Consider the following 18405-nt stretch of genomic DNA (forward strand, 5'->3'; position numbering starts at 1 on the left):
TGCGGTCGACGATCGTGCGGATCGGCCGGCCGTCCTCGTCGACCGGGCCGGTGCCGGACTCGGTCAGCTTGGCCACGGTCTCGCAGGCGATGCCGTACCGGCGGAGCATGAGCGCGGTGCCCTCGGTGGCCAGCACCGTGAACCCGAGCGCCGCCAGCCGCTGGGCCGGGAACACCATCGACCGCTTGTCCCGGTTGGCCACCGAGACGAACACGGTGCCCGACAGCGGCAGCACGCCGTCGGCGGACAGCTGGCCCTTGGCAAAGGCCACGGCGAAGTCCGGGCCGATGCCCATGACCTCACCCGTGGACTTCATCTCCGGGCTGAGCAGGGACTCCACGGTGTCGCCCTCCGGGGTGCGGAACCGGTTGAACGGCAGCACCGCCTCCTTGACGGCGACGGGGGCGTCCGCGGGCAGGGAGCCGCCGTCCCGGTCGGACGGGAGCAGCCCCTCCGCGCGCAGGTCGGCGATCGACTCGCCCAGCATGATGCGGGCACACGCCTTGGCCAGGTGCACCCCGGTCGCCTTGGACACGAAGGGCACCGTCCGGCTGGCCCGGGGGTTGGCCTCGAGGACGTAGAGCACGTCGTCCTTGAGGGCGTACTGCACGTTCATCAGGCCCTTGACGCCGATGCCCATGGCCAGCGCCTCGCTGGAGCGGCGGACCCTGTCGATGTCGTCCTGTCCGAGGGTGATCGGCGGCAGCGTGCACGCGGAGTCGCCGGAGTGGATGCCGGCCTCCTCGATGTGCTCCATGACGCCGCCCAGGTACACCTCGGTGCCGTCGCACAGGACGTCGACGTCGATCTCCACGGCGTCGTCGAGGAAGCGGTCCACCAGCACCGGACGGTCCGGACTGATCTCGGTGGCGCGGTCGATGTACGAGCGCAGGGAGCCCTCGTCGTAGACGATCTCCATGCCCCGGCCGCCCAGCACGTAGGACGGGCGCACCAGTACCGGGTACCCGATGTCGGCGGCGATGGCGGTCGCCTCGTCGGCGTTGATCGCGGTGCCGAACGCCGGGGCCGGCAGCCCCGCCCGGACCAGCACCTCACCGAACTCGCGGCGGTCCTCGGCCAGGTCGATCGCGGACGGGCTGGTGCCCACAATGGGCACGCCGGCGGCCTCGAGCTGCGCGGCCAGCCCCAGCGGGGTCTGGCCACCGAGCTGCACCAGCACCCCGGCGACCGTGCCGGACTCGGACTCGGCGTGGTAGACCTCCATGACGTCCTCGAACGTCAGGGGCTCGAAGTACAGCCGGTCGGCCGTGTCGTAGTCGGTCGAGACCGTCTCCGGGTTGCAGTTGACCATGACCGTCTCGTACCCGGCCTCGGACAGCGTCAGGGCGGCGTGCACGCAGGAGTAGTCGAACTCGATGCCCTGGCCGATGCGGTTGGGCCCGGAACCGAGGATGATCACCTTCTCGCGCTCGGTCTGCGGGGCGACCTCGGACTCGGCGGCGGGGTCGAGCTCGTAGGTCGAGTAGTGGTACGGGGTCTTGGCCTCGAACTCCGCGGCACACGTGTCGACCGTCTTGTAGACGGGCCGGATCCCCAGCCTGTGGCGCAGGCGCTGCACGCCCTCGGCACCGGCGAACTCGGGCCGGAGGGCGGCGATCTGCGCGTCCGACAGACCGTTGTGCTTGGCCCGACGCAGCAGGTCCGCGCCCAGCACGGCGGCGTCGACGATCTCGCGGCGCAGGTCCACGAGCTCGGCCACCTCCTCGAGGAACCACGGGTCGATGCCGGAGGCCTCGTGGACCTGCTGGACCGTCGCCCCCAGGCGCAGCGCCAGCTCGACGTCGTACATCCGGCCCTCGGTCGGACGGACCAGGTCGGCGAGCACCGCATCCACGTCGGTGGAGCGCCCGGGTGCGATGGTCTCGTCGGGCAGGGTCCAGAATCCCGAGGCTTTGGTCTCCAGCGACCGCATGACCTTGCCGAGGGCCTCCCGGTAGTTGCGCCCCAGGCTCATGGCCTCACCCACCGACTTCATGGTGGTGGTGAGGGTGTCGTCGGCACCCGGGAACTTCTCGAAGGCGAACCGGGGCGCCTTGACCACCACGTAGTCGAGGGTCGGCTCGAAGCACGCGGGGGTCTCGCCGGTGATGTCGTTGGTGATCTCGTCGAGCGAGTACCCGATGGCCAGCCGTGCGGCGATCTTGGCGATCGGGAAGCCGGTGGCCTTGGAGGCCAGCGCGGAGGACCGCGAGACCCGGGGGTTCATCTCGATCACGACCAGGCGGCCGTCGACGGGGTTGATGGCGAACTGGATGTTGCAGCCACCGGTGTCCACGCCCACGGCGCGGATGATCGCGATGCCCAGGTCGCGCATGTTCTGGAACTCGCGGTCGGTCAGCGTCATCGACGGCGCGACGGTGACGGAGTCGCCGGTGTGCACACCCAGGGCGTCCACGTTCTCGATCGAGCAGATCACGACGACGTTGTCCTTGTTGTCGCGCATCAGCTCGAGCTCGTACTCCTTCCACCCGAGGATGGACTCCTCGATGAGAACGTTTGCGGTCGGCGAGGCGGACAGCCCGCCGCCGGCGATGCGCTCGAGGTCCTCGGTGGTGTAGGCCAGACCCGAGCCGAGGCCGCCCATGGTGAAGGAGGGCCGGACCACGACCGGCAGCCCCAGCTCGGCGACGGTGGCATGGACCTCCTCCATCGTGTGGCAGACGGCGCTGCGGGCCGACTCGCCGCCGACGCTGGCCACGATGTCCTTGAAGGTCTGCCGGTCCTCGCCGCGGTTGATGGCGGGGATGTCCGCGCCGATGAGCTCGACCCCGTGCTTGTCGAGGAGCCCCTGGGCGTCCAGCTGCATGGCCGCGTTCAGCGCGGTCTGCCCACCGAGGGTCGCGAGCACCGCGTCCACGGGGTGGCCGTCGGCGGCCTCCTTGGTCAGGATCTTGTCGATGAACTCGGGCGTGATGGGCTCGACGTAGGTGGCGTCGGCGAACTCCGGGTCGGTCATGATCGTGGCCGGGTTGGAGTTGACAAGGGTCACACGCAGGCCCTCGGACTTGAGCACGCGGCACGCCTGGGTGCCCGAGTAGTCGAACTCGCAGGCCTGGCCGATGACGATCGGCCCGGAGCCGATGACGAGGACGTGGTTGATGTCTGTGCGCCGGGGCATCAGTTCGAACCCTTTCTGGAGTCTGCGGAGCCGAGGTCGGAGGATTCGAGCAGGCTGACGAAGCGGTCGAAGAGGTCGGCGGCGTCCCGGGGGCCCGCCGCGGATTCGGGGTGGTACTGGACGGAGAAGGCGCTGCCGTCGACCAGGGCGACGCCCTCGACGGTGCCGTCGTTGGCGCACACGTGGGTCACGGCGGCCGTGCCCCACGGGGTCTGCCAGGTGTCACCTTCCGGGGCGCGCAGCGCGAACCCGTGGTTCTGGGAGGTGATGGCCACGGCGCCGGTGGCCTTCTCGATCACCGGGATGTTGATGCCGCGGTGCCCGAACTGCATCTTGTAGGTCTCCAGCCCCAGAGCCCGGCCGAGGATCTGGTTTCCGAAGCAGATGCCGAAGAAGGGGATCCCCTGGCCCAGCACCTCCTTGGTGAGGTGTACCGCGTGGTCGGCCGTCGCCGGGTCGCCCGGACCGTTGGACAGGAACACCCCGTCGACGCCGAGGTCGAGGATGTCCTGCAGCGTCGAGTCGGCGGGCAGGACGTGGACGCGGACCCCACGCTCGGTGAGCATCCGGGGGGTGTTGGTCTTGATCCCCAGGTCCAGCGCGGCGATCGTGTAGGACGCCTCGCCCTCCGGCTCCACCACGTAGGCCTCGCGCGTGGAGACCTCGTCGGACAACGACGCGCCGGCCATGGACTCCTGGGCCCGGACCGCGGTGAGCATGGTCTCGTCGTCGGTCAGGTCGTCGCCCGAGAAGATCCCGGCCTTCATGGCCCCGAGCTCCCGGATGTGGCGGACCACGGCGCGCGTGTCGATACCGGCGATGCCGACCACGCCCTGGGCGGCCATCTCGTCTTCGAGGCTGCGGCTGGACCGGTGGTTGGAGGGCTGTCGCGACAGGTCGCGGATCACGAAGCCGGAGACCCAGATCCGGCCCCCGCGGGCCTCACCGTCGAGGAGGGACTCGCCGTCCTCGTCGTTCCAGCCGGTGTTGCCGATCTGCGGCGCGGTCGCCACGACGATCTGCCGGCAGTAGGAGGGGTCGGTGAGGGTCTCCTGGTAGCCGGACATGCCGGTGGTGAACACGGCCTCCCCGAGGGTGGTCCCGGTCGCGCCGAAGGAGGTGCCGCGGTGGATGCGTCCGTCCTCGAGGACGAGCGCGGCGGGTTGCGGGCCCGCCTGCGGCGCGGGCGTGGTGCTGTGCGGTGTCACTGGTTCTCCTCGGTGGTGGAGCTGGAGTCGGTGGGCGTGTCGGAGGGGTCGGCGTCTCCGCGCAGCGCCTCCCAGCGGGGGTAGGTGTCCTTGTCGTCCGCCCGGAAACCGGAGTCGACGAGCGTTCGGCCGTCGGTGCCCGTCACCTGCCATCGCGCGACGAGGATGCCGCCGCCGGGCACGGTCTTGTTGGCCAGCGCCGAGGCGCGGCGCACGTCGACGAGGTCGGCGCGGGGGATCCACACGACGGCGTCGGCCAGCTCGAGGCGTATGCCGCCGGTGTGGGCGGTCAGGGTGCCGGCGGAGCGGTGGCCGAGGGGCGGGCGGGCGATCCGGGCCTGCCAGTCCCCCGCGACGGTGCTGCCGATGTACACACCGGTCAGCGGCCCCAGGACGATCTCGCCCGGGTCGGCGGGCGGGGTGGGGAGCTCGCCGAAGAGCCCGGCCTGGGACCGGCTACGGTTCCGCCATCCCAGCGTCATCAGACCGATCAGCGCGAGCAGCACGGCGATGACGATGATGACGGTCCAGTAGTCCTGGGTCATGCGAGTACCTCTCCGTCGCGGGTGGTCAGGCGGCCCCGGTACACGGTGCCGACGACCCTGGCCGCGAATGTCATTCCCTCGTAGGGGGTGTTGGCGGACAGACTTGCGAGCGCGTCGCCGACGACGGTCCACGGGGAGTCGGGGTCGACGACGACGAGGTTCGCGGGCTCCCCTACGGCGATCGGTCGCCCCTGGTCCGACAGGCCGGCGATCTCGGCGGGCCGGGTGCTCATGACCCGGGCGAGGTCCCGCCAGGTCATGTCCCCGGTCTCGACCAGCAGGGCGGCGACGATCGGCAGGGCGGTCTCGAGTCCGATCATGCCCGGCCGGGCGGCGGCGAACTCGCAGCACTTCTCCTGCGCGGCGTGCGGGGCGTGGTCGGTGGCGACGCAGTCGATCACGCCGGACCTCAGCGCCTCGCGCAGCGCGAGGGTGTCGTGTGCCTCGCGCAGGGGCGGGTTGACCCGGTAGACGCCGTCGTAGGTCTCGAGCCGGGAGTCGTCGAGGAGCAGGTGGTGCGGGGTGACCTCGGCGGTGATCGAGATCCCCTGGTCCTTGGCCCACCGCAGCAGTTCGACGGTGCCGGTCGTGGAGGCGTGGCAGATGTGCACGCGGGCGCCGGCGTCGCGGGCCAGGATCGCGTCTCGGGCGACGATCGATTCCTCCGCCGACCGCGGCCATCCGGTCAGTCCCAGGCGTGCGGCGTGGGGCCCCTCGTGGGCCACGGCGCCGCCGGTGAGCCGGGGTTCCTCGGCGTGCTGGGCGACGAGGACGCCCAATCCGGCCGAGTACTCCAGGGCTCGACGCATCACCAGCGGGTCGTGGACGCACATCCCGTCGTCGGAGAACACCCTGACGCGGGCCTCCCCCGCGGCCATCTGCCCCATCTCGGTGAGCTGCTCACCCTGGAGACCCACGGTGACGGCGCCGACGGGGTGCACGTCGCACAGTCCGACCTCGCGGCCGATCCGCCAGACCGAGTCGGTCACCGTCTGGTTGTCCTGCGGGGGTTGGGTGTTGGCCATGGCGAACACCGCCGTGTACCCCCCGCGGGCCGCGGCGGCAGAACCCGAGGCGATGGTCTCGGTGTCCTCGCGACCGGGTTCACGCAGGTGGGTGTGCAGGTCGACGAACCCCGGCAGCAGCACGGCGTCGTCCGCATCGAGGACCTCGGTGCCCGGCGCGGACAGGTCCACGGACCCGCCCGCGTCCGGACCGATCGCGGCGACGACGCCGTCGCGGACGAGGACGTCGACCGGGTCGCCCTCGCCGTAGGGACGCACCCGCCGTAGCAACAGGGTCGGTGTGTGGGGGGCGCTCACTCAGGGGTTCCTTCCGCCGTGACGAGAGTGTGGAGCAGGACCGACATGCGCACGTGCACGCCGTTGGTGACCTGCTGGAGGATCGCGGAGGACGGCGCGTCGGCGGTGTCGAAGCCGATCTCCATCCCACGGACCATCGGACCCGGGTGCAGGACCACGACGTCGTCGCGGAGCCGGGCGGCGCGCGTCGGCCCGAGCCCGTAGCGCACCGCGTATTCGCGGGCAGACGGGAAGAACCCACCGTTCATCCGCTCGGCCTGGACGCGCAGCATCATGACGGCGTCCGCACCGTCCAACTCCGCGTCGAGGTCGGTCGACGCGCGGACCGGCCAGCCGTCGACTCCCACCGGGAGCAGGGTCGGCGGGGCGACGAGGACCACCTCGGCGCCCAACGTGGACAGCAACAGGGCGTTGGACCGGGCGACGCGCGAGTGCAGGATGTCCCCGACGATCACCACCCGGCGTCCGTCTATCCCGCCGAGGCGTTCACGCAGGGTCATGGCGTCGAGCAGGGCCTGGGTGGGGTGCTCGTGCATCCCGTCACCGGCGTTGATGACCGACGGGCCGACGCCACCCGGCGCGACCCACCCGGCGATCTGCTGAGCGGACCCGGAGGCGGGGTGACGCACGATGAGGGCGTCCGCGCCGATGGCGGTCAGGGTGAGCGCCGTGTCACGCAACGACTCGCCCTTCTGGACCGAGGAGGCGCTGGCGGAGACGTTGATGACGTCCGCGCTCATCCACTTGCCGGCCGTCTCGAACGACACCCGCGTGCGGGTGGAGTTCTCGTAGAACACGGTGAGGACGGTCTTGCCCCGCAGTGTCGGCAACTTGCGGACCTCGCGACCGAGGAGCGTCTCCTTGAGTCGTTCCGCCTCGTCGAGGATGGACAGGGCCGAGTCGCGGTCGAGGTCGGCGGCCGAGAGCAGGTGCTTCATCTCGTCCTCTCCGCGTCCGGACGCCGCAGGACCACGGCGTCGACCCCGTCGACCTCGGTGAGCCGGACGGACACTCCCTCGTCGCGGGAGGTGGGGACGTTCTTGCCCACGTAGTCGGCCCGGATCGGCAGTTCACGATGCCCGCGGTCGACCAGCACGGCGAGCTGGACCCGCGCCGGTCGACCGAGGTCGCGCAGGGCGTCGAACGCCGCGCGGATGGTCCGGCCCGAGAACAGGACGTCATCCACGAGGATCACCGTCGCGCCGTCGATCCCGGCCGACGGGACCCGCGTGGGGTTCATCGGCCGGTGCGGGCCCCCGGCGAGGTCGTCGCGGTAGAGCGTGACGTCGAGGGCCCCGGCGTGGACGTCCGCGCCGCTGAACTCACGGATCCTCTCGGCGAGTCGGGCGGCGAGCGGCACCCCGCGGGTGGGGATTCCGAGCAGCACCACGGGGCCCGAATCGGGCGCGTCCGCAGCAGTGCGTTCGATGATCTGATGTGCCAGGCGGGACACCGTCCTGGCGACGTCGTCGGACGTGAAGAGTGACACCGAGTTCTCTTGCGAACCGTCAGCGCTCACCGATCACCACCTCCTTGTCCGCCTCGCTGGACGGCTCGTTAAAGGGATAGCTTTCGGTCCCGAACTCTATCAGTCCCCGGTGTCCGTTCCGGGATCGGTGGACGTGGCCTCCGACACGTCTCCGGGCTCGTCGCCGGCGGCCTCGGAGGCAGCGTCGGCGGGCGGGGTGTCCAGGCCCGCCACGGCCCGCTCGGCGGCCCTGATGTGCTGGGCCAGGCCGGCCACGCGGTCGAGGACCGCGTTGACGTACGGAACCGACTTCTCCGCGGACAGGTCGGACACCAGAAGGACCGCCTGGTCGATCACGACGGCGGCGTCCACCTCGTCCGAGCCGAAGAGCAGTTCCCACGCACCGGCGCGCAGGACCGCGCGGTCGACGGCGGGCAGCCGCTCCAGCGTCCACTCCCTCAGGTGCTCGGTGATGGTGGAGTCGAGGCGGTCGAGCCGCTCGGCGACGCCGGTGACGATCTCCATCGTGTAGGGCGCGACGTCGTGGAACTCCTGGGAGTCCTCGCCCATCTGCCGACGCTCCTCGGCGAGCGCCACCACGTCCGCGTCACGTAGCTCCGCCTCGAACAGCAGCGAGACCGCGCGCCTACGCGCCCGGTAACGTGATCCGCGACGGCGGTGGTCGACGTCTTCCGACATGATCAGTCGTTCACCCGGCTGAGGTAGCGGCCGTCACGGGTGTCGATGCGCAGCTTGTCGCCGGTGTTGATGAACAGCGGCACCTGGACCTCGGCACCCGTCTCGAGGGTCGCCGGCTTGGTGCCACCGGTCGAACGGTCGCCCTGCAGGCCCGGGTCGGTGTGCTGGACCAGCAGGTCGACGGCGACCGGCATCTCGGCGAACAGCGGGACACCCTCGTGGATGGAGACCTGGACCGAGGTGTTCTCGAGCAGGAAGCGGGCACCGTCACCCATCACGGTCGGCGTGACGTTGATCTGCTCGAAGTCCTTCTCGTCCATGAGGACGTAGTCCTCGCCGTCGCGGTAGAGGAAGGTCATGTCGCGCCGGTCGACGGTCGCGGTCTCCACCTTCACGCCGGCACTGAACGTCTTGTCGATGGTCTTGCCGCTGACCACGTTCTTCATCTTGGTCCGCACGAACGCGGGGCCCTTGCCGGGCTTGACGTGCTGGAACTCGGTGATCTGCCAGAGTTGGCCCTCCTCCTTGAGGACGAGGCCGTTCTTGAAATCGGCGGTGGACGCCATAGTCGGTACTCCTTCGGGAAGTCGTCCGCGCCGCAGCCGGGGGCGGCGTCGCGCGCATGATCGTGGGTCGGATCCTCAGAGCACCCTGAGGTCCTTCGACGTGGTGGTCAGGGACCGTCCGCCACCGCCGGTGACGGCCACGGTGTCCTCGATTCGGATCCCGCCGAGGCCCGGGAGGTAGATCCCCGGCTCGATGGTGATCACATCGCCGTCGGACAGTGTACTCGTGGACCGGGTCGACACCGCGGGCGCTTCGTGCACGTCCAACCCCACCCCGTGCCCCAGCGAGTGGCCGAAGTGCTCGCCGAACCCGGCGTCGGTGATGATGTCGCGGCTGACGGCGTCGAGCTCGGCGCACGGGACGCCGGCGCGGACGGCCTCGACCCCCGCGATCTGAGCTCGGCGGACGACCTCGTAGGCCTCCACCAGACGGTCCGGGGCGGTCCCCAACGCGACCGTGCGGGTGCAGTCGGACGCGTACCCCGAGACCGTGGCTCCGAAATCCACCACCACCAGGTCGCCCTCGGCCAGGACCCGGTCCCCGGGAACGTGGTGCGGGTGCGCTCCGTTGGGTCCGGAGGCCACGATCGTCTCGAACGCCACGCCGTCCGAACCGGCCCGCCGCATCGCGTGCTCCAGGTCCGCCGCGACCTCTCGTTCGGTCCGACCGGCCGCCACCAGGTCGCTGCCCAGCACGTGGGTCCACGCCTCGTCGACCACCGTGCACGCCCTGGCGATGAGGGCGAGCTCGTCGGGATCCTTGGCGCGGCGCACCGTCTCCACCAGCCCGCTGGTCTCCACTATCCGGGCGTCCGCTCCCCCGGTCGCCGCGAGCGCACGGCGCAGGCCGGCGGCCGCGGACAGGGTCAGCTGATCGGCCTCGACGGCGAGCGGGGCGTCGGCGGGTCCGCGACGACGACCGAGGACGCCGGCGACGTACTCGCGCGAGATCACGTGGCCCACGTCCGGGGCCTGCTCGACGACCTGGAGTTCGTAGCGGGAATCCGTGCAGAGGACCGCCTCGCCGTCGTCCTCCACCAGGACGGCCCCACCCGACCCGGAGAACCCGGTCAGGTAGGCGATGTTCCGTGGATCGGTCACCAACAGGGCGTCGGCACCGACGTCGGCGAGGGCGGCGGCGACGGCGCGGCGACGTGGGGCGAGACGCTCGATCACAGCAGGATCCCTCCACCGCTGGGCTTGCGGCCCTCCGAGATGGTGGCGTACGCCGCCGTCATGAGCGACGGGTCCGGGGCCTCCATGCGCGACGGGCGGGCCAGTCCGTCCAGCACGACAAGGCGCAGGAAACCCGAGTGGTTCTTCTTGTCGCCGGCCATCAGCTCGAGCAACCGCGGGAAGGCGTCCTCGTCGTACCCGGTGGGAAGTCCGAGGGACGCGAGGACGGAGGCGTGACGGTCCGCCGTCGCGTCGTCCAGTCGGCCCGCCAGCCTGGCGAGCTCGGCGACGAAGCACATCCCGACGCTGATCGCCGCGCCGTGACGCCACCGGTACTGCTCGCGACGCTCCACGGCGTGGCCGAGGGTGTGGCCGTAGTTGAGGATCTCCCGCAGGCCGGACTCCTTGAGGTCCTGGCCGACCACGTCGGCCTTGACCTGCACGCTGCGGCGGATGAGCTCGACGATCGTCTCGCCGCCCGGATCGAGCGCCGCAGCGGGATCCGCCTCGATGAGGTCGAGGATCTCCGGGTCGGCGATGAAGCCGCACTTGACCACCTCGGCCATTCCGGAGACCAACTCGTTGTGCGGGACGGTCTCGAGCGTCGCGGTGTCGATGAACACGGCGGCGGGCTCGTGGAAGCAGCCCACCAGGTTCTTCCCGGCATCGGTGTTGATTCCGGTCTTGCCACCGACCGCGGCGTCGACCATCGCCAGCAGGGTGGTGGGGATGTGTACGACCCGGACGCCACGCATCCAGGTGGCGGCGACGAAGCCCGCGAGGTCGGTGGCCGCGCCCCCGCCGAGGCTCACGACGGTGTCCTTGCGGTTCAACCCGATCTGGCCCAGGACGTCCCAGCAGTACCCGGCGACGGCGAAGTCCTTGCCGGCCTCCGCGTCCGGGATCTCGATCCGGTGGGCGTCGATGCCGGCGTCGGCGAGCTTCTCGCGGAGCGCCTCGGCGGTCTGGGCCAGCGGCGGTTGGTAGAAGATCGCCACGGTTCGCGAGGACGAACACGCCTCGAGGATCTCCGGGAGCAGGCCCCGGCCGATGACCACGGGGTACGGGTCCGCGGCGCGCACCTCCACGACGACGGGCTCGGTGGTGTTCTCGTCCTGGTTCATCTGCTGCTCCCGCTCATCGCTCGTGTCGCACTCGTGTCGCTACGCGTCTGGTCGTCACTCATCTCCGAACGCCGCCCCGCAGGTGCGGGTCGCCGGAGTGGAGCCTGTCGACGATGTCCGTCACCACCTTGCCCGAACTGCGCCGCTCGGTGCTCACGGTGGTCCAGGCGACCTCCCGGTACAGCGGCGAGCGTTCGGTCAGCAGTGCCTGGTACCGGGCTGTGACGTCGCCCCCGGCCAACAGCGGGCGACCCGGACCCTGGGATCGGCGCACCCCCTCGGCCACCCCGATCGTGAGGTGGACGACCCGGTGGCCTCGCAGGCGTTGCCGGGTCACCGCCGACAGGACCGCCCCGCCCCCCAGGGACAGGACGCCGTCGAACGACGTGAGCGCGTCACCGATGATCCGCTCCTCGATCTCGCGGAAGTGCGGCTCGCCGTCGGTGGCGAAGATCTCGGGGATGGACCGGCCCTCGGCCTCCTCGATGAGGTGGTCGGCGTCGCGGAACGGCACGTCGAGCCGCCGGGCGAGCTTGCGGCCGATGGTCGTCTTGCCGGCACCGGGTGGTCCCACGAGCACGGCGACCGGCCGTGCCGGCTCGCTCATGCCTCGTCCGTCGCCCAGTCCAGCCGCTCGGCGACCGCGTCGAGGTATCCGCCGACGTTCCGGCGGGTCTCCGCCAGCGAGTCGCCACCGAATTTCTGCAGGACCGCGCGGGCCAGCACGAGGGCGACCATCGACTCCGCGACGACGCCCGCCGCCGGAACCGCACACACGTCCGACCGCTGGTGGATGGCTGTGGCCGCGGATCCGTCCTCCATGTCCACCGTGCTCAGCGCACGGGGCACCGTGGAGATGGGCTTCATCGCTGCCCGTACCCGCAGGGGCTGACCGTTGGTCATGCCGCCCTCCAGGCCGCCGGCCCGGTTGCTACGACGCTCGACGCCGTCGTCACCGCGGACCATCTCGTCGTGGGCGACGCTGCCACGGCGGCGCGCGGTCTCGAAGCCGTCCCCCACCTCGACACCCTTGATGGCCTGGATGCCCATGAGGGCGCCGGCGAGCTGTGCGTCGAGACGATCGTCGCCGGACACGTGGGAGCCGAGACCGATCGGGAGGCCGTGGACGACCACCTCGACGACGCCCCCGAGGGTGTCCCCGGCCTTCTTCGCGGCCTCGATCTCGGCGATCATCGACTCCGCGGCGGCGGCATCGAAGGCCCGCACAGGGCTGGCGTCGATGTCCTCGAGGTCCGCGTACCCGGGTTCGGGACCGACGTACGGCTCAGACGCACCGATGGAGATGACGTGCGAGAGGACCTCGACGCCGAGGACGTCCCGCAGCACCGCACGGGCGACCGTCCCGGCCGCGACGCGGGCGGCGGTCTCCCGGGCGCTCGCGCGCTCGAGGACCATCCGGGCGTCGTCGAAGTCGTACTTGAGCATCCCGGAGAAGTCGGCGTGACCGGGCCGCGGGCGGGTCAGGCGGGCGGCGCGGGCCTTGTCGTCGATCGCCTCCGGGTCGACGGGGTCCGCCGACATGATCTGCTCCCACTTGGGCCACTCGGTGTTGCCGACCTCGATCGCCACCGGCGATCCCATGGTCCGGCCGTGGCGGACGCCGCCGAGGACCCGGACGGCGTCCGCCTCGAACTTCATCCGCGCCCCGCGGCCGTAGCCCAGGCGACGGCGCGCGAGTTGCGAGGCGATCTCGTCGCTCGTCACCTCGACCCCGGCGATCACGCCCTCGACGATCGTCACCAGGGCCTGGCCGTGCGATTCTCCGGCAGTGGTCCACTTCAGCACGTCGCCGATCATCCCACGTCGGGGTACGGCCCGGCACATCAGGCCCGGGTCGTCGCGGACCGCCGCGCCCGCGAGGCGACGACGGCCCGGTGCGGGGTGTCACCGGTGAGACGCCGGAACGCGTGGATGAAGCTCGAGGCCTCGGCATACCCCAGACGCAACGCGACGTCCTCCACCGACAGCAGACCGGTCGCCAGCATCCGCCTGGCCAGTTCCAGCCGGACGTCGTCGAGAAGCCGCTGGAACGACGTGCCCTCGTCCGACAGGTGCCTGCGCAGGGTCCGGGAACTGACCCCCAGCCCGGCGGCCACCGAAGACATGGAGGCCCCCTGCGTGAGACGACCGGCGATCTCAACGCGGACCCGGCTGCTCACCGGCCCCCGGGTCCGGCGGGTGGCGGCCAGGTCGCGGCACATGGCCTCGGCCACCGTCACCGCCGCCGGGCTCCCCTGCGGGAGCGGTTCGTCGAGACGCGCGGCGTCGAGGACCATCGTGACGCCGGTGCCGTGGTCGGACTCCGACGGCACGAGGCCGAGCCGGTCCCCGTATGCGGTCAGGGTCCCGGATGACCGCCCCCCACCGAAGGAGATGTCGGTGAACGGGACACCTCCGGGGACGAGCTCGCCGAGGACGGAGTGGATCGCGAACAGGTCGCGGTCCACGAGGAACTCGCGGACGTCGTCCGGGAGCGCGGTGTCCTCCAGACGCACCACGATCCTGTCCCCCGTCGACTCCACACCGATCGTGCTGAAGATGTAGCTCAAGTCGATGAAGCGGAGCGTCACGGCGATCACGTCGCGGAGCGTCGGGCTCGACAGCAGGGCGTATCCGAAGATCCCGAAGGTGGTCAACCGGTAGGTGGCGCCCACCTCGGCGGCGAGGGCGGGCCGGTCGCCCGCGGCGGCGCGGAGGTTGCGGATCGCGGTCAGTTCCTGGTCCGGCGTCACGAGTAGATCGGGGGTGGCGAGGTCGGCCGGGGAGAGCGCGATCCCCTGCAGGACCCGGCCGGCCTCCACGCCGAGCCGGTCCCCGGCCTCGACGAGCACGCCGATCCCGATGGCCGAGCGGGGGAAGTCCCAGTGTGGGACCGCGGGGTCGTCCCAGGTGGTCATGTCCGGAATTATGGATTATTCGTCCGTGAATGTCTGCGGCCACGCGGGGCCGGGGCACTACCGTCACGACATGACCTCTTCCTCCTCCCCCGGGACCCGGCGGCGACGACCGCGCGTGATCATCATCGGAGCCGGATTCGGTGGCCTCGGCGCCGCCTACGAGCTCACCCGTGACGGCCTGGCCGAGGTGACGATCCTGGAGAAGGCCGACGATGTCGGAGGGGTGTGGCGGGACAACACCTACCCCGGAGCGGCCTGCGACGTCCCGTCGAACCTCTACTCGTACTCCTTCCACCGCAGGACGGACTGGGGCCGTCGCTACGCCGAGCAACCCGACATCCTGTCCTACATCCGGGAGACCGCCGACAGGTACGGCCTGCGCGAACTCGTGCGCACCGGCATCGAGGTGACCTCCGCGGAGTTCGACGACGACAGCGCCACGTGGACAGTGCACACCGCCTCCGGCGAGTCGTTCGAGGCCGAGGTGCTCGTGCCCGCGGTGGGTCAGTTGTCCCGTCCGGCCTACCCGGACATCCCCGGGTCGGAGACGTTCGCCGGCCCGTCGTTCCACTCGGCCGAGTGGCGGCACGACGTCGATCTGACGGGTAAGCGGGTCGCGGTACTCGGCACCGGGGCCTCGGCCATCCAGTTCGTCCCCCGCATCCGCGAGGTGGCCGCGCACGTGACCGTCTACCAACGCTCAGCGCCGTGGGTGGTGCCCAAACCGGACCGCGCCTACACGGACGCCCACCGGGCGGCGTTCGCCCGTGTCCCCGGCCTCATGACCGCGATGCGCGGCACGATCTGGGAGACGACGGAAGTCGTCGGCCTGGCACTGACCTCCGCGCGGCCGCTCGCCAGGATCCTCGGCGGGCTCGCCCGCGCCAATCTGCGGCTCACCGTCCGCGACCCCCGGCTGCGCGAGGCCCTCACCCCGACGGAACCGATCGGGTGCAAGCGGATGCTGTTCAGCAACCAGTGGTACCCCGCTCTCGCGCAGCCGAACGTCGACGTGGTGACCGACACCGTCGCCGAGGTCGTCCCCGAGGGGATCGTCACCGCGGACGGACGGGTGCGTCCCGTCGATGTCGTGGTGTACGGCACGGGTTTCCGGGCCACCGACTTCCTGGCACCGATCACCGTGCGTGGACGCGGCGGTCGGGACCTGCACGAGCAGTGGCGAGAGGGTGCGCGCGCGTATCTCGGGATGGCCGTGCCGGGCTTCCCCAACATGTTCGTGATCTACGGACCCAACACCAATCTCGGGAGCAGCTCGATCATCCTCATGATCGAACAGCAGGCGAGGTACATCCGCCAGGTGGTCGAGGAACTGGCTCGGGCGGATCGGACGGTGGCCGTGGACGTCCGTCGCGAGGTGCACGAGGCCTACGACGACGAGATCATGCGCCGCCTCGGTGCGTCGGTGTGGAGCGGCTGCGACTCCTGGTACAAGGCGGACTCAGGCCGGATCACGACGAACTGGCCGGGGCTGGTGCACGAGTACCAGCGTCGCACCCGGACCGCGGACCCGGCCGACTTCGAGACGGTCGCCCCCCGTCGCGCCACGGAGCCCTCGGGCATCTGACCGATCATCCGGCCGTGCGGCTCCGGCACGGTGGGCGTCCCCGTGTCCCCGCGTCTCCGTGTCCGCGCGGTCAGCGACCGAGCGCCTGCGACAGCGCGGCGGCCATCTCCCCGCGCGGCGCCGGGTGCCCGGTGAACAGCTCCACCTGACCGAAGGCCTGGTGGAGCAACATCACGTCGCCACCGACCACGGGGATGCCCGCGGCCTGGGCTGCTGCGCCGGCCGCGGTGGGCCAGGGGTCGTAGAGGACGTCGAACACCCGTCGGGCGCCGGCGACCAGGTCCGTGAGCTCCCGCACGCCGGGTTCGGGGACGGTGTTGATCAGAACATCGGCCCGCGTGATCTCCCCGATCAGTTCCGGGTCGGTGAGGCCCATGGTGCGGACCCCGAGCCCGAGGGCCCGTCCGCAGTCGGCCGCCGGCCCGGCGTTGTCGCGCCTGGAGGCAAGCACCACCCGCGTGGCGCCGGCCTCGGCGAGCCCGGCGAGAACCGGTCTGGCGGTTCCCCCCACGCCCAAGACGACTGCCGTCGGATGGTCCGGGAGGTCCCCGAAGGCGGCGAGCGCCCCGGTCACACCGTCGACGTCCGTGCAGTCGGCGAACCAGCCGCCCGCCCGCCGGACGAGCGTGTTGGCGCTGCCGACGATGCGGGCGCGTTCACTCACCTCGTCGGCGTGGGCGAGCGCGGCGAACTTGCCGGGCATCGTGACCGAGTAACCGATGCGGTCGGCGGGCGACGAGTCGACCACAGACGGCAGTCGCTCGGCGTCGCAGTCGATGCGCTCGTAGGTCCAGTCGTCGAGGCCGAGCGCCCGGTACGCGGCACCGTGCAGGACCGGGGACAGCGAGTGGTCCACCGGGTGCCCCAGGACGGCAGCCGAGCGCGGTGCGCCCGTGGGATCAGCGACCACTGGCGAGGACCCCGTTGGCGATGGCCTCGCTCTGATAGCGCTCGTGCTCCGGGTATTCGTCCGCGAATCTGGTGGTGCCCTCCATGTCGACCGTGACGAAGTACTTCCACTGCCCGTCGGCGGGGTTCTCCATCGCGCGCAGTGCGTCGAGACCCGGTGAACCGATCGGCCCGTAGGGCAGTCCGTCCATCGCGTAGGTGTTCCACGGGGTGACCTCGGCCCGGTCGGCGTCGGTGGTGGCGATCTCCTGGTCGGCGAGAGCGTAGTTGACCGTGGAGTCGAACTGGAGACGCATGGGCTCGGCGAGGCGGTTGAGGATGACCCGTGCGACCTTGTCGAAGTCCTGGAGCTTGCCCTCCTTCTCCACCAGCGACGCGGCGGTGACCACCTCGTAGGGGGTGAGACCGATACGGTCGGCGGCCGGGACGAGTCCGGTCTCGTCGTAGGAGGCGGTCGAGGCGTCGATGAGCTGACGCAGGATCTCGACGGGCTCGGACTGCGGGTTGATGTTGTGGACCCCCGGGGCGATCAACCCCTCGAGGCGACGGACCGGGTCCGGGGCGCCCCGGACCTCGTCGATGGCCCAGTCGGGGACCGCGAGTTCGGCCGGGTCGGCCTGCACGGCCGCGTCGACGATCTCCTGGGGCTGCCGACACATCGGGGCGGCCTCGGGCTCGTCCAGATCGCGGAGGCACGTGGCGTCGGCGATCAGGGTGTAGATGCCCTTCTCCCTGCCACCACCGACCACGACCGTGTCGAGCAGCCGGCCGCCAGGTTTGACCTCGATGAACCCGACGCGGTTCTGGGGGTCCGCCAGTGCGTCCACGGCGGCGGCCGCGCTCATCTCCTGCCGCACCTGGTAGTAGCCGGGCTGGATGCCCTCGACGGGCGTCCCCGCCGCCGCTCCGGTGAAGGCGCGGGTACTGGCCACGGTGCCGATGTCGTAGAGGCGGTCCCCGACGACCCCCAGGGTGTCCCCCGGTTCCACGTGCAGCAGCGCGTTCCCGCTGCCCTGTCCGTCGAAGTCCGGGGCCGCCGCGACCTCGGTGTTCTGGTTGCGGTAGACCATCACGCCGAAGGCGAGGACCACCCCGATCACGGCCGCCAGGAGGATGAACCTCGTGGTGGCTCCTGTACGTGAGCGTCCTCGTGCCGCAGACATCGTGCTCCTCGGTCATGGTGTCAGGGGAGCTGTCCCGCGGACAGCATCGTGCTCGTCGGCCAGTTTATCCAGGCGGGCACGCCGGGGGGTCGCTCATCGGCGGGCGTGCCGCGAGTCGATCCAGGCCTGGAGCAGGACAACGGCGGCCGCCTGGTCGATCACGTCGCGCTGTTTCCGCGTGTTGCGGCCGGCGCCGTGCAGTGCCGAACTCGCGGTCACCGTCGTCAGCCTCTCGTCGACGAGGTCCACCGGCAGGTCGGGCGCCCCGGCCGTCAGGGCGGTGGCGAACGAGCGGGCCATCGCGGTGGACGCGGTCTCCCGGCCCTTGAGCGAGGTGGGCAGCCCGACCACCACACCCACGGCGTCGTACTCCTCGACGAGCTCGGCGAGACGCCGGAGCTCGCTCGCCCACCGGGGGTCGCCGTCGGTGACCTTGATGGTCTCGACGGGGGTGGCGAGGATCCCGTCGGGGTCACAGGAGGCCACACCGATACGGGCGGTGCCCACGTCCAGTCCGAGCCGGCGACCGCGGGCCCATCCGCCGCCGGACGTGGCGGGCCCGGCTGGCCCGGCTGGCCCGGCC

Annotated in this window: 17 protein-coding genes; 1 reads left to right on the plus strand and 16 read right to left on the minus strand. The window is 71.2% G+C overall.

The window, feature by feature from the left end; genetic code table 11:
• From carB to G6024_RS10675, 13 genes are all read right to left on the minus strand, one after another.
• The coding region (carB, locus tag G6024_RS10615) for a carbamoyl-phosphate synthase large subunit (RefSeq protein ID WP_159148664.1) at positions 1-3139 on the minus strand (3139 nt) is incomplete at its 3' end.
• On the minus strand, positions 3139-4347 hold the full coding sequence (carA, locus tag G6024_RS10620; RefSeq protein WP_067717951.1) for a glutamine-hydrolyzing carbamoyl-phosphate synthase small subunit: 1209 nt from the start codon (positions 4345-4347) through the stop codon (positions 3139-3141). The genes carB and carA, both read right to left, overlap by 1 nt.
• Positions 4344-4892, minus strand: a complete 549-nt coding sequence (locus tag G6024_RS10625) for a PH-like domain-containing protein (protein WP_159148665.1) — start codon at positions 4890-4892, stop codon at positions 4344-4346. Before G6024_RS10625 ends, carA begins: the two co-directional genes overlap by 4 nt.
• The gene (locus G6024_RS10630; RefSeq protein WP_159148666.1) at positions 4889-6214 is read right to left on the minus strand and encodes a dihydroorotase; all 1326 of its coding nucleotides are present in this window, start codon (positions 6212-6214) and stop codon (positions 4889-4891) included. Before G6024_RS10630 ends, G6024_RS10625 begins: the two co-directional genes overlap by 4 nt.
• Positions 6211-7152: an aspartate carbamoyltransferase catalytic subunit gene (locus tag G6024_RS10635; RefSeq protein WP_067717943.1), complete on the minus strand. Its 942-nt coding sequence runs from the start codon at positions 7150-7152 to the stop codon at positions 6211-6213. The genes G6024_RS10630 and G6024_RS10635 overlap by 4 nt, the downstream gene beginning before the upstream one ends.
• The gene (pyrR, locus tag G6024_RS10640; RefSeq protein WP_067717941.1) at positions 7149-7733 is read right to left on the minus strand and encodes a bifunctional pyr operon transcriptional regulator/uracil phosphoribosyltransferase PyrR; all 585 of its coding nucleotides are present in this window, start codon (positions 7731-7733) and stop codon (positions 7149-7151) included. Before pyrR ends, G6024_RS10635 begins: the two co-directional genes overlap by 4 nt.
• Positions 7734-7802: 69 nt before the next feature.
• Positions 7803-8381, minus strand: coding sequence for a transcription antitermination factor NusB (gene nusB / locus G6024_RS10645; protein WP_069389334.1), 579 nt, complete (start codon positions 8379-8381; stop codon positions 7803-7805).
• A 2-nt stretch (positions 8382-8383) separates the two neighbouring features.
• On the minus strand, positions 8384-8947 hold the full coding sequence (gene efp / locus G6024_RS10650; protein ID WP_067717936.1) for an elongation factor P: 564 nt from the start codon (positions 8945-8947) through the stop codon (positions 8384-8386).
• A 75-nt stretch (positions 8948-9022) separates the two neighbouring features.
• Positions 9023-10123 (minus strand): aminopeptidase P family protein, encoded by a 1101-nt coding sequence (locus G6024_RS17050; protein WP_119192954.1) that lies wholly within the window; start codon positions 10121-10123, stop codon positions 9023-9025.
• A complete protein-coding gene (gene aroB / locus G6024_RS10660) occupies positions 10120-11247 on the minus strand; it encodes a 3-dehydroquinate synthase (protein WP_159148667.1) in 1128 nt (375 codons plus the stop codon). The genes G6024_RS17050 and aroB overlap by 4 nt, the downstream gene beginning before the upstream one ends.
• Before the next feature lie 58 nt (positions 11248-11305).
• Positions 11306-11854 (minus strand): shikimate kinase, encoded by a 549-nt coding sequence (locus tag G6024_RS10665; protein WP_159148668.1) that lies wholly within the window; start codon positions 11852-11854, stop codon positions 11306-11308.
• Positions 11851-13065: a chorismate synthase gene (aroC, locus tag G6024_RS10670; protein ID WP_120283332.1), complete on the minus strand. Its 1215-nt coding sequence runs from the start codon at positions 13063-13065 to the stop codon at positions 11851-11853. The genes G6024_RS10665 and aroC overlap by 4 nt, the downstream gene beginning before the upstream one ends.
• A gap of 26 nt (positions 13066-13091) precedes the next feature.
• Positions 13092-14165: an AraC family transcriptional regulator gene (locus G6024_RS10675; RefSeq protein WP_159148669.1), complete on the minus strand. Its 1074-nt coding sequence runs from the start codon at positions 14163-14165 to the stop codon at positions 13092-13094.
• A gap of 70 nt (positions 14166-14235) precedes the next feature.
• On the opposite strand from G6024_RS10675, the gene G6024_RS10680 reads away from it, so the two are divergent.
• Complete coding sequence (locus G6024_RS10680) at positions 14236-15750, plus strand: flavin-containing monooxygenase (protein ID WP_159148670.1); 1515 nt, start codon at positions 14236-14238, stop codon at positions 15748-15750.
• A gap of 70 nt (positions 15751-15820) precedes the next feature.
• On the opposite strand, the gene G6024_RS10685 is transcribed toward G6024_RS10680, so the two are convergent.
• From G6024_RS10685 to ruvX, 3 genes are all read right to left on the minus strand, one after another.
• Entirely contained in the window at positions 15821-16660 is an 840-nt protein-coding gene (locus tag G6024_RS10685; RefSeq protein WP_159148671.1) for a shikimate dehydrogenase, read from the minus strand.
• Complete coding sequence (locus tag G6024_RS10690; protein WP_159148672.1) at positions 16650-17822, minus strand: endolytic transglycosylase MltG; 1173 nt, start codon at positions 17820-17822, stop codon at positions 16650-16652. The genes G6024_RS10685 and G6024_RS10690 overlap by 11 nt, the downstream gene beginning before the upstream one ends.
• A 93-nt stretch (positions 17823-17915) precedes the next feature.
• A partial coding sequence (gene ruvX / locus G6024_RS10695; RefSeq protein WP_478213486.1) for a Holliday junction resolvase RuvX occupies positions 17916-18405 on the minus strand: 490 nt, incomplete at its 5' end.

Source organism: Dietzia maris, from assembly GCF_014144855.1.
Taxonomy (GTDB): domain Bacteria; phylum Actinomycetota; class Actinomycetes; order Mycobacteriales; family Mycobacteriaceae; genus Dietzia; species Dietzia kunjamensis.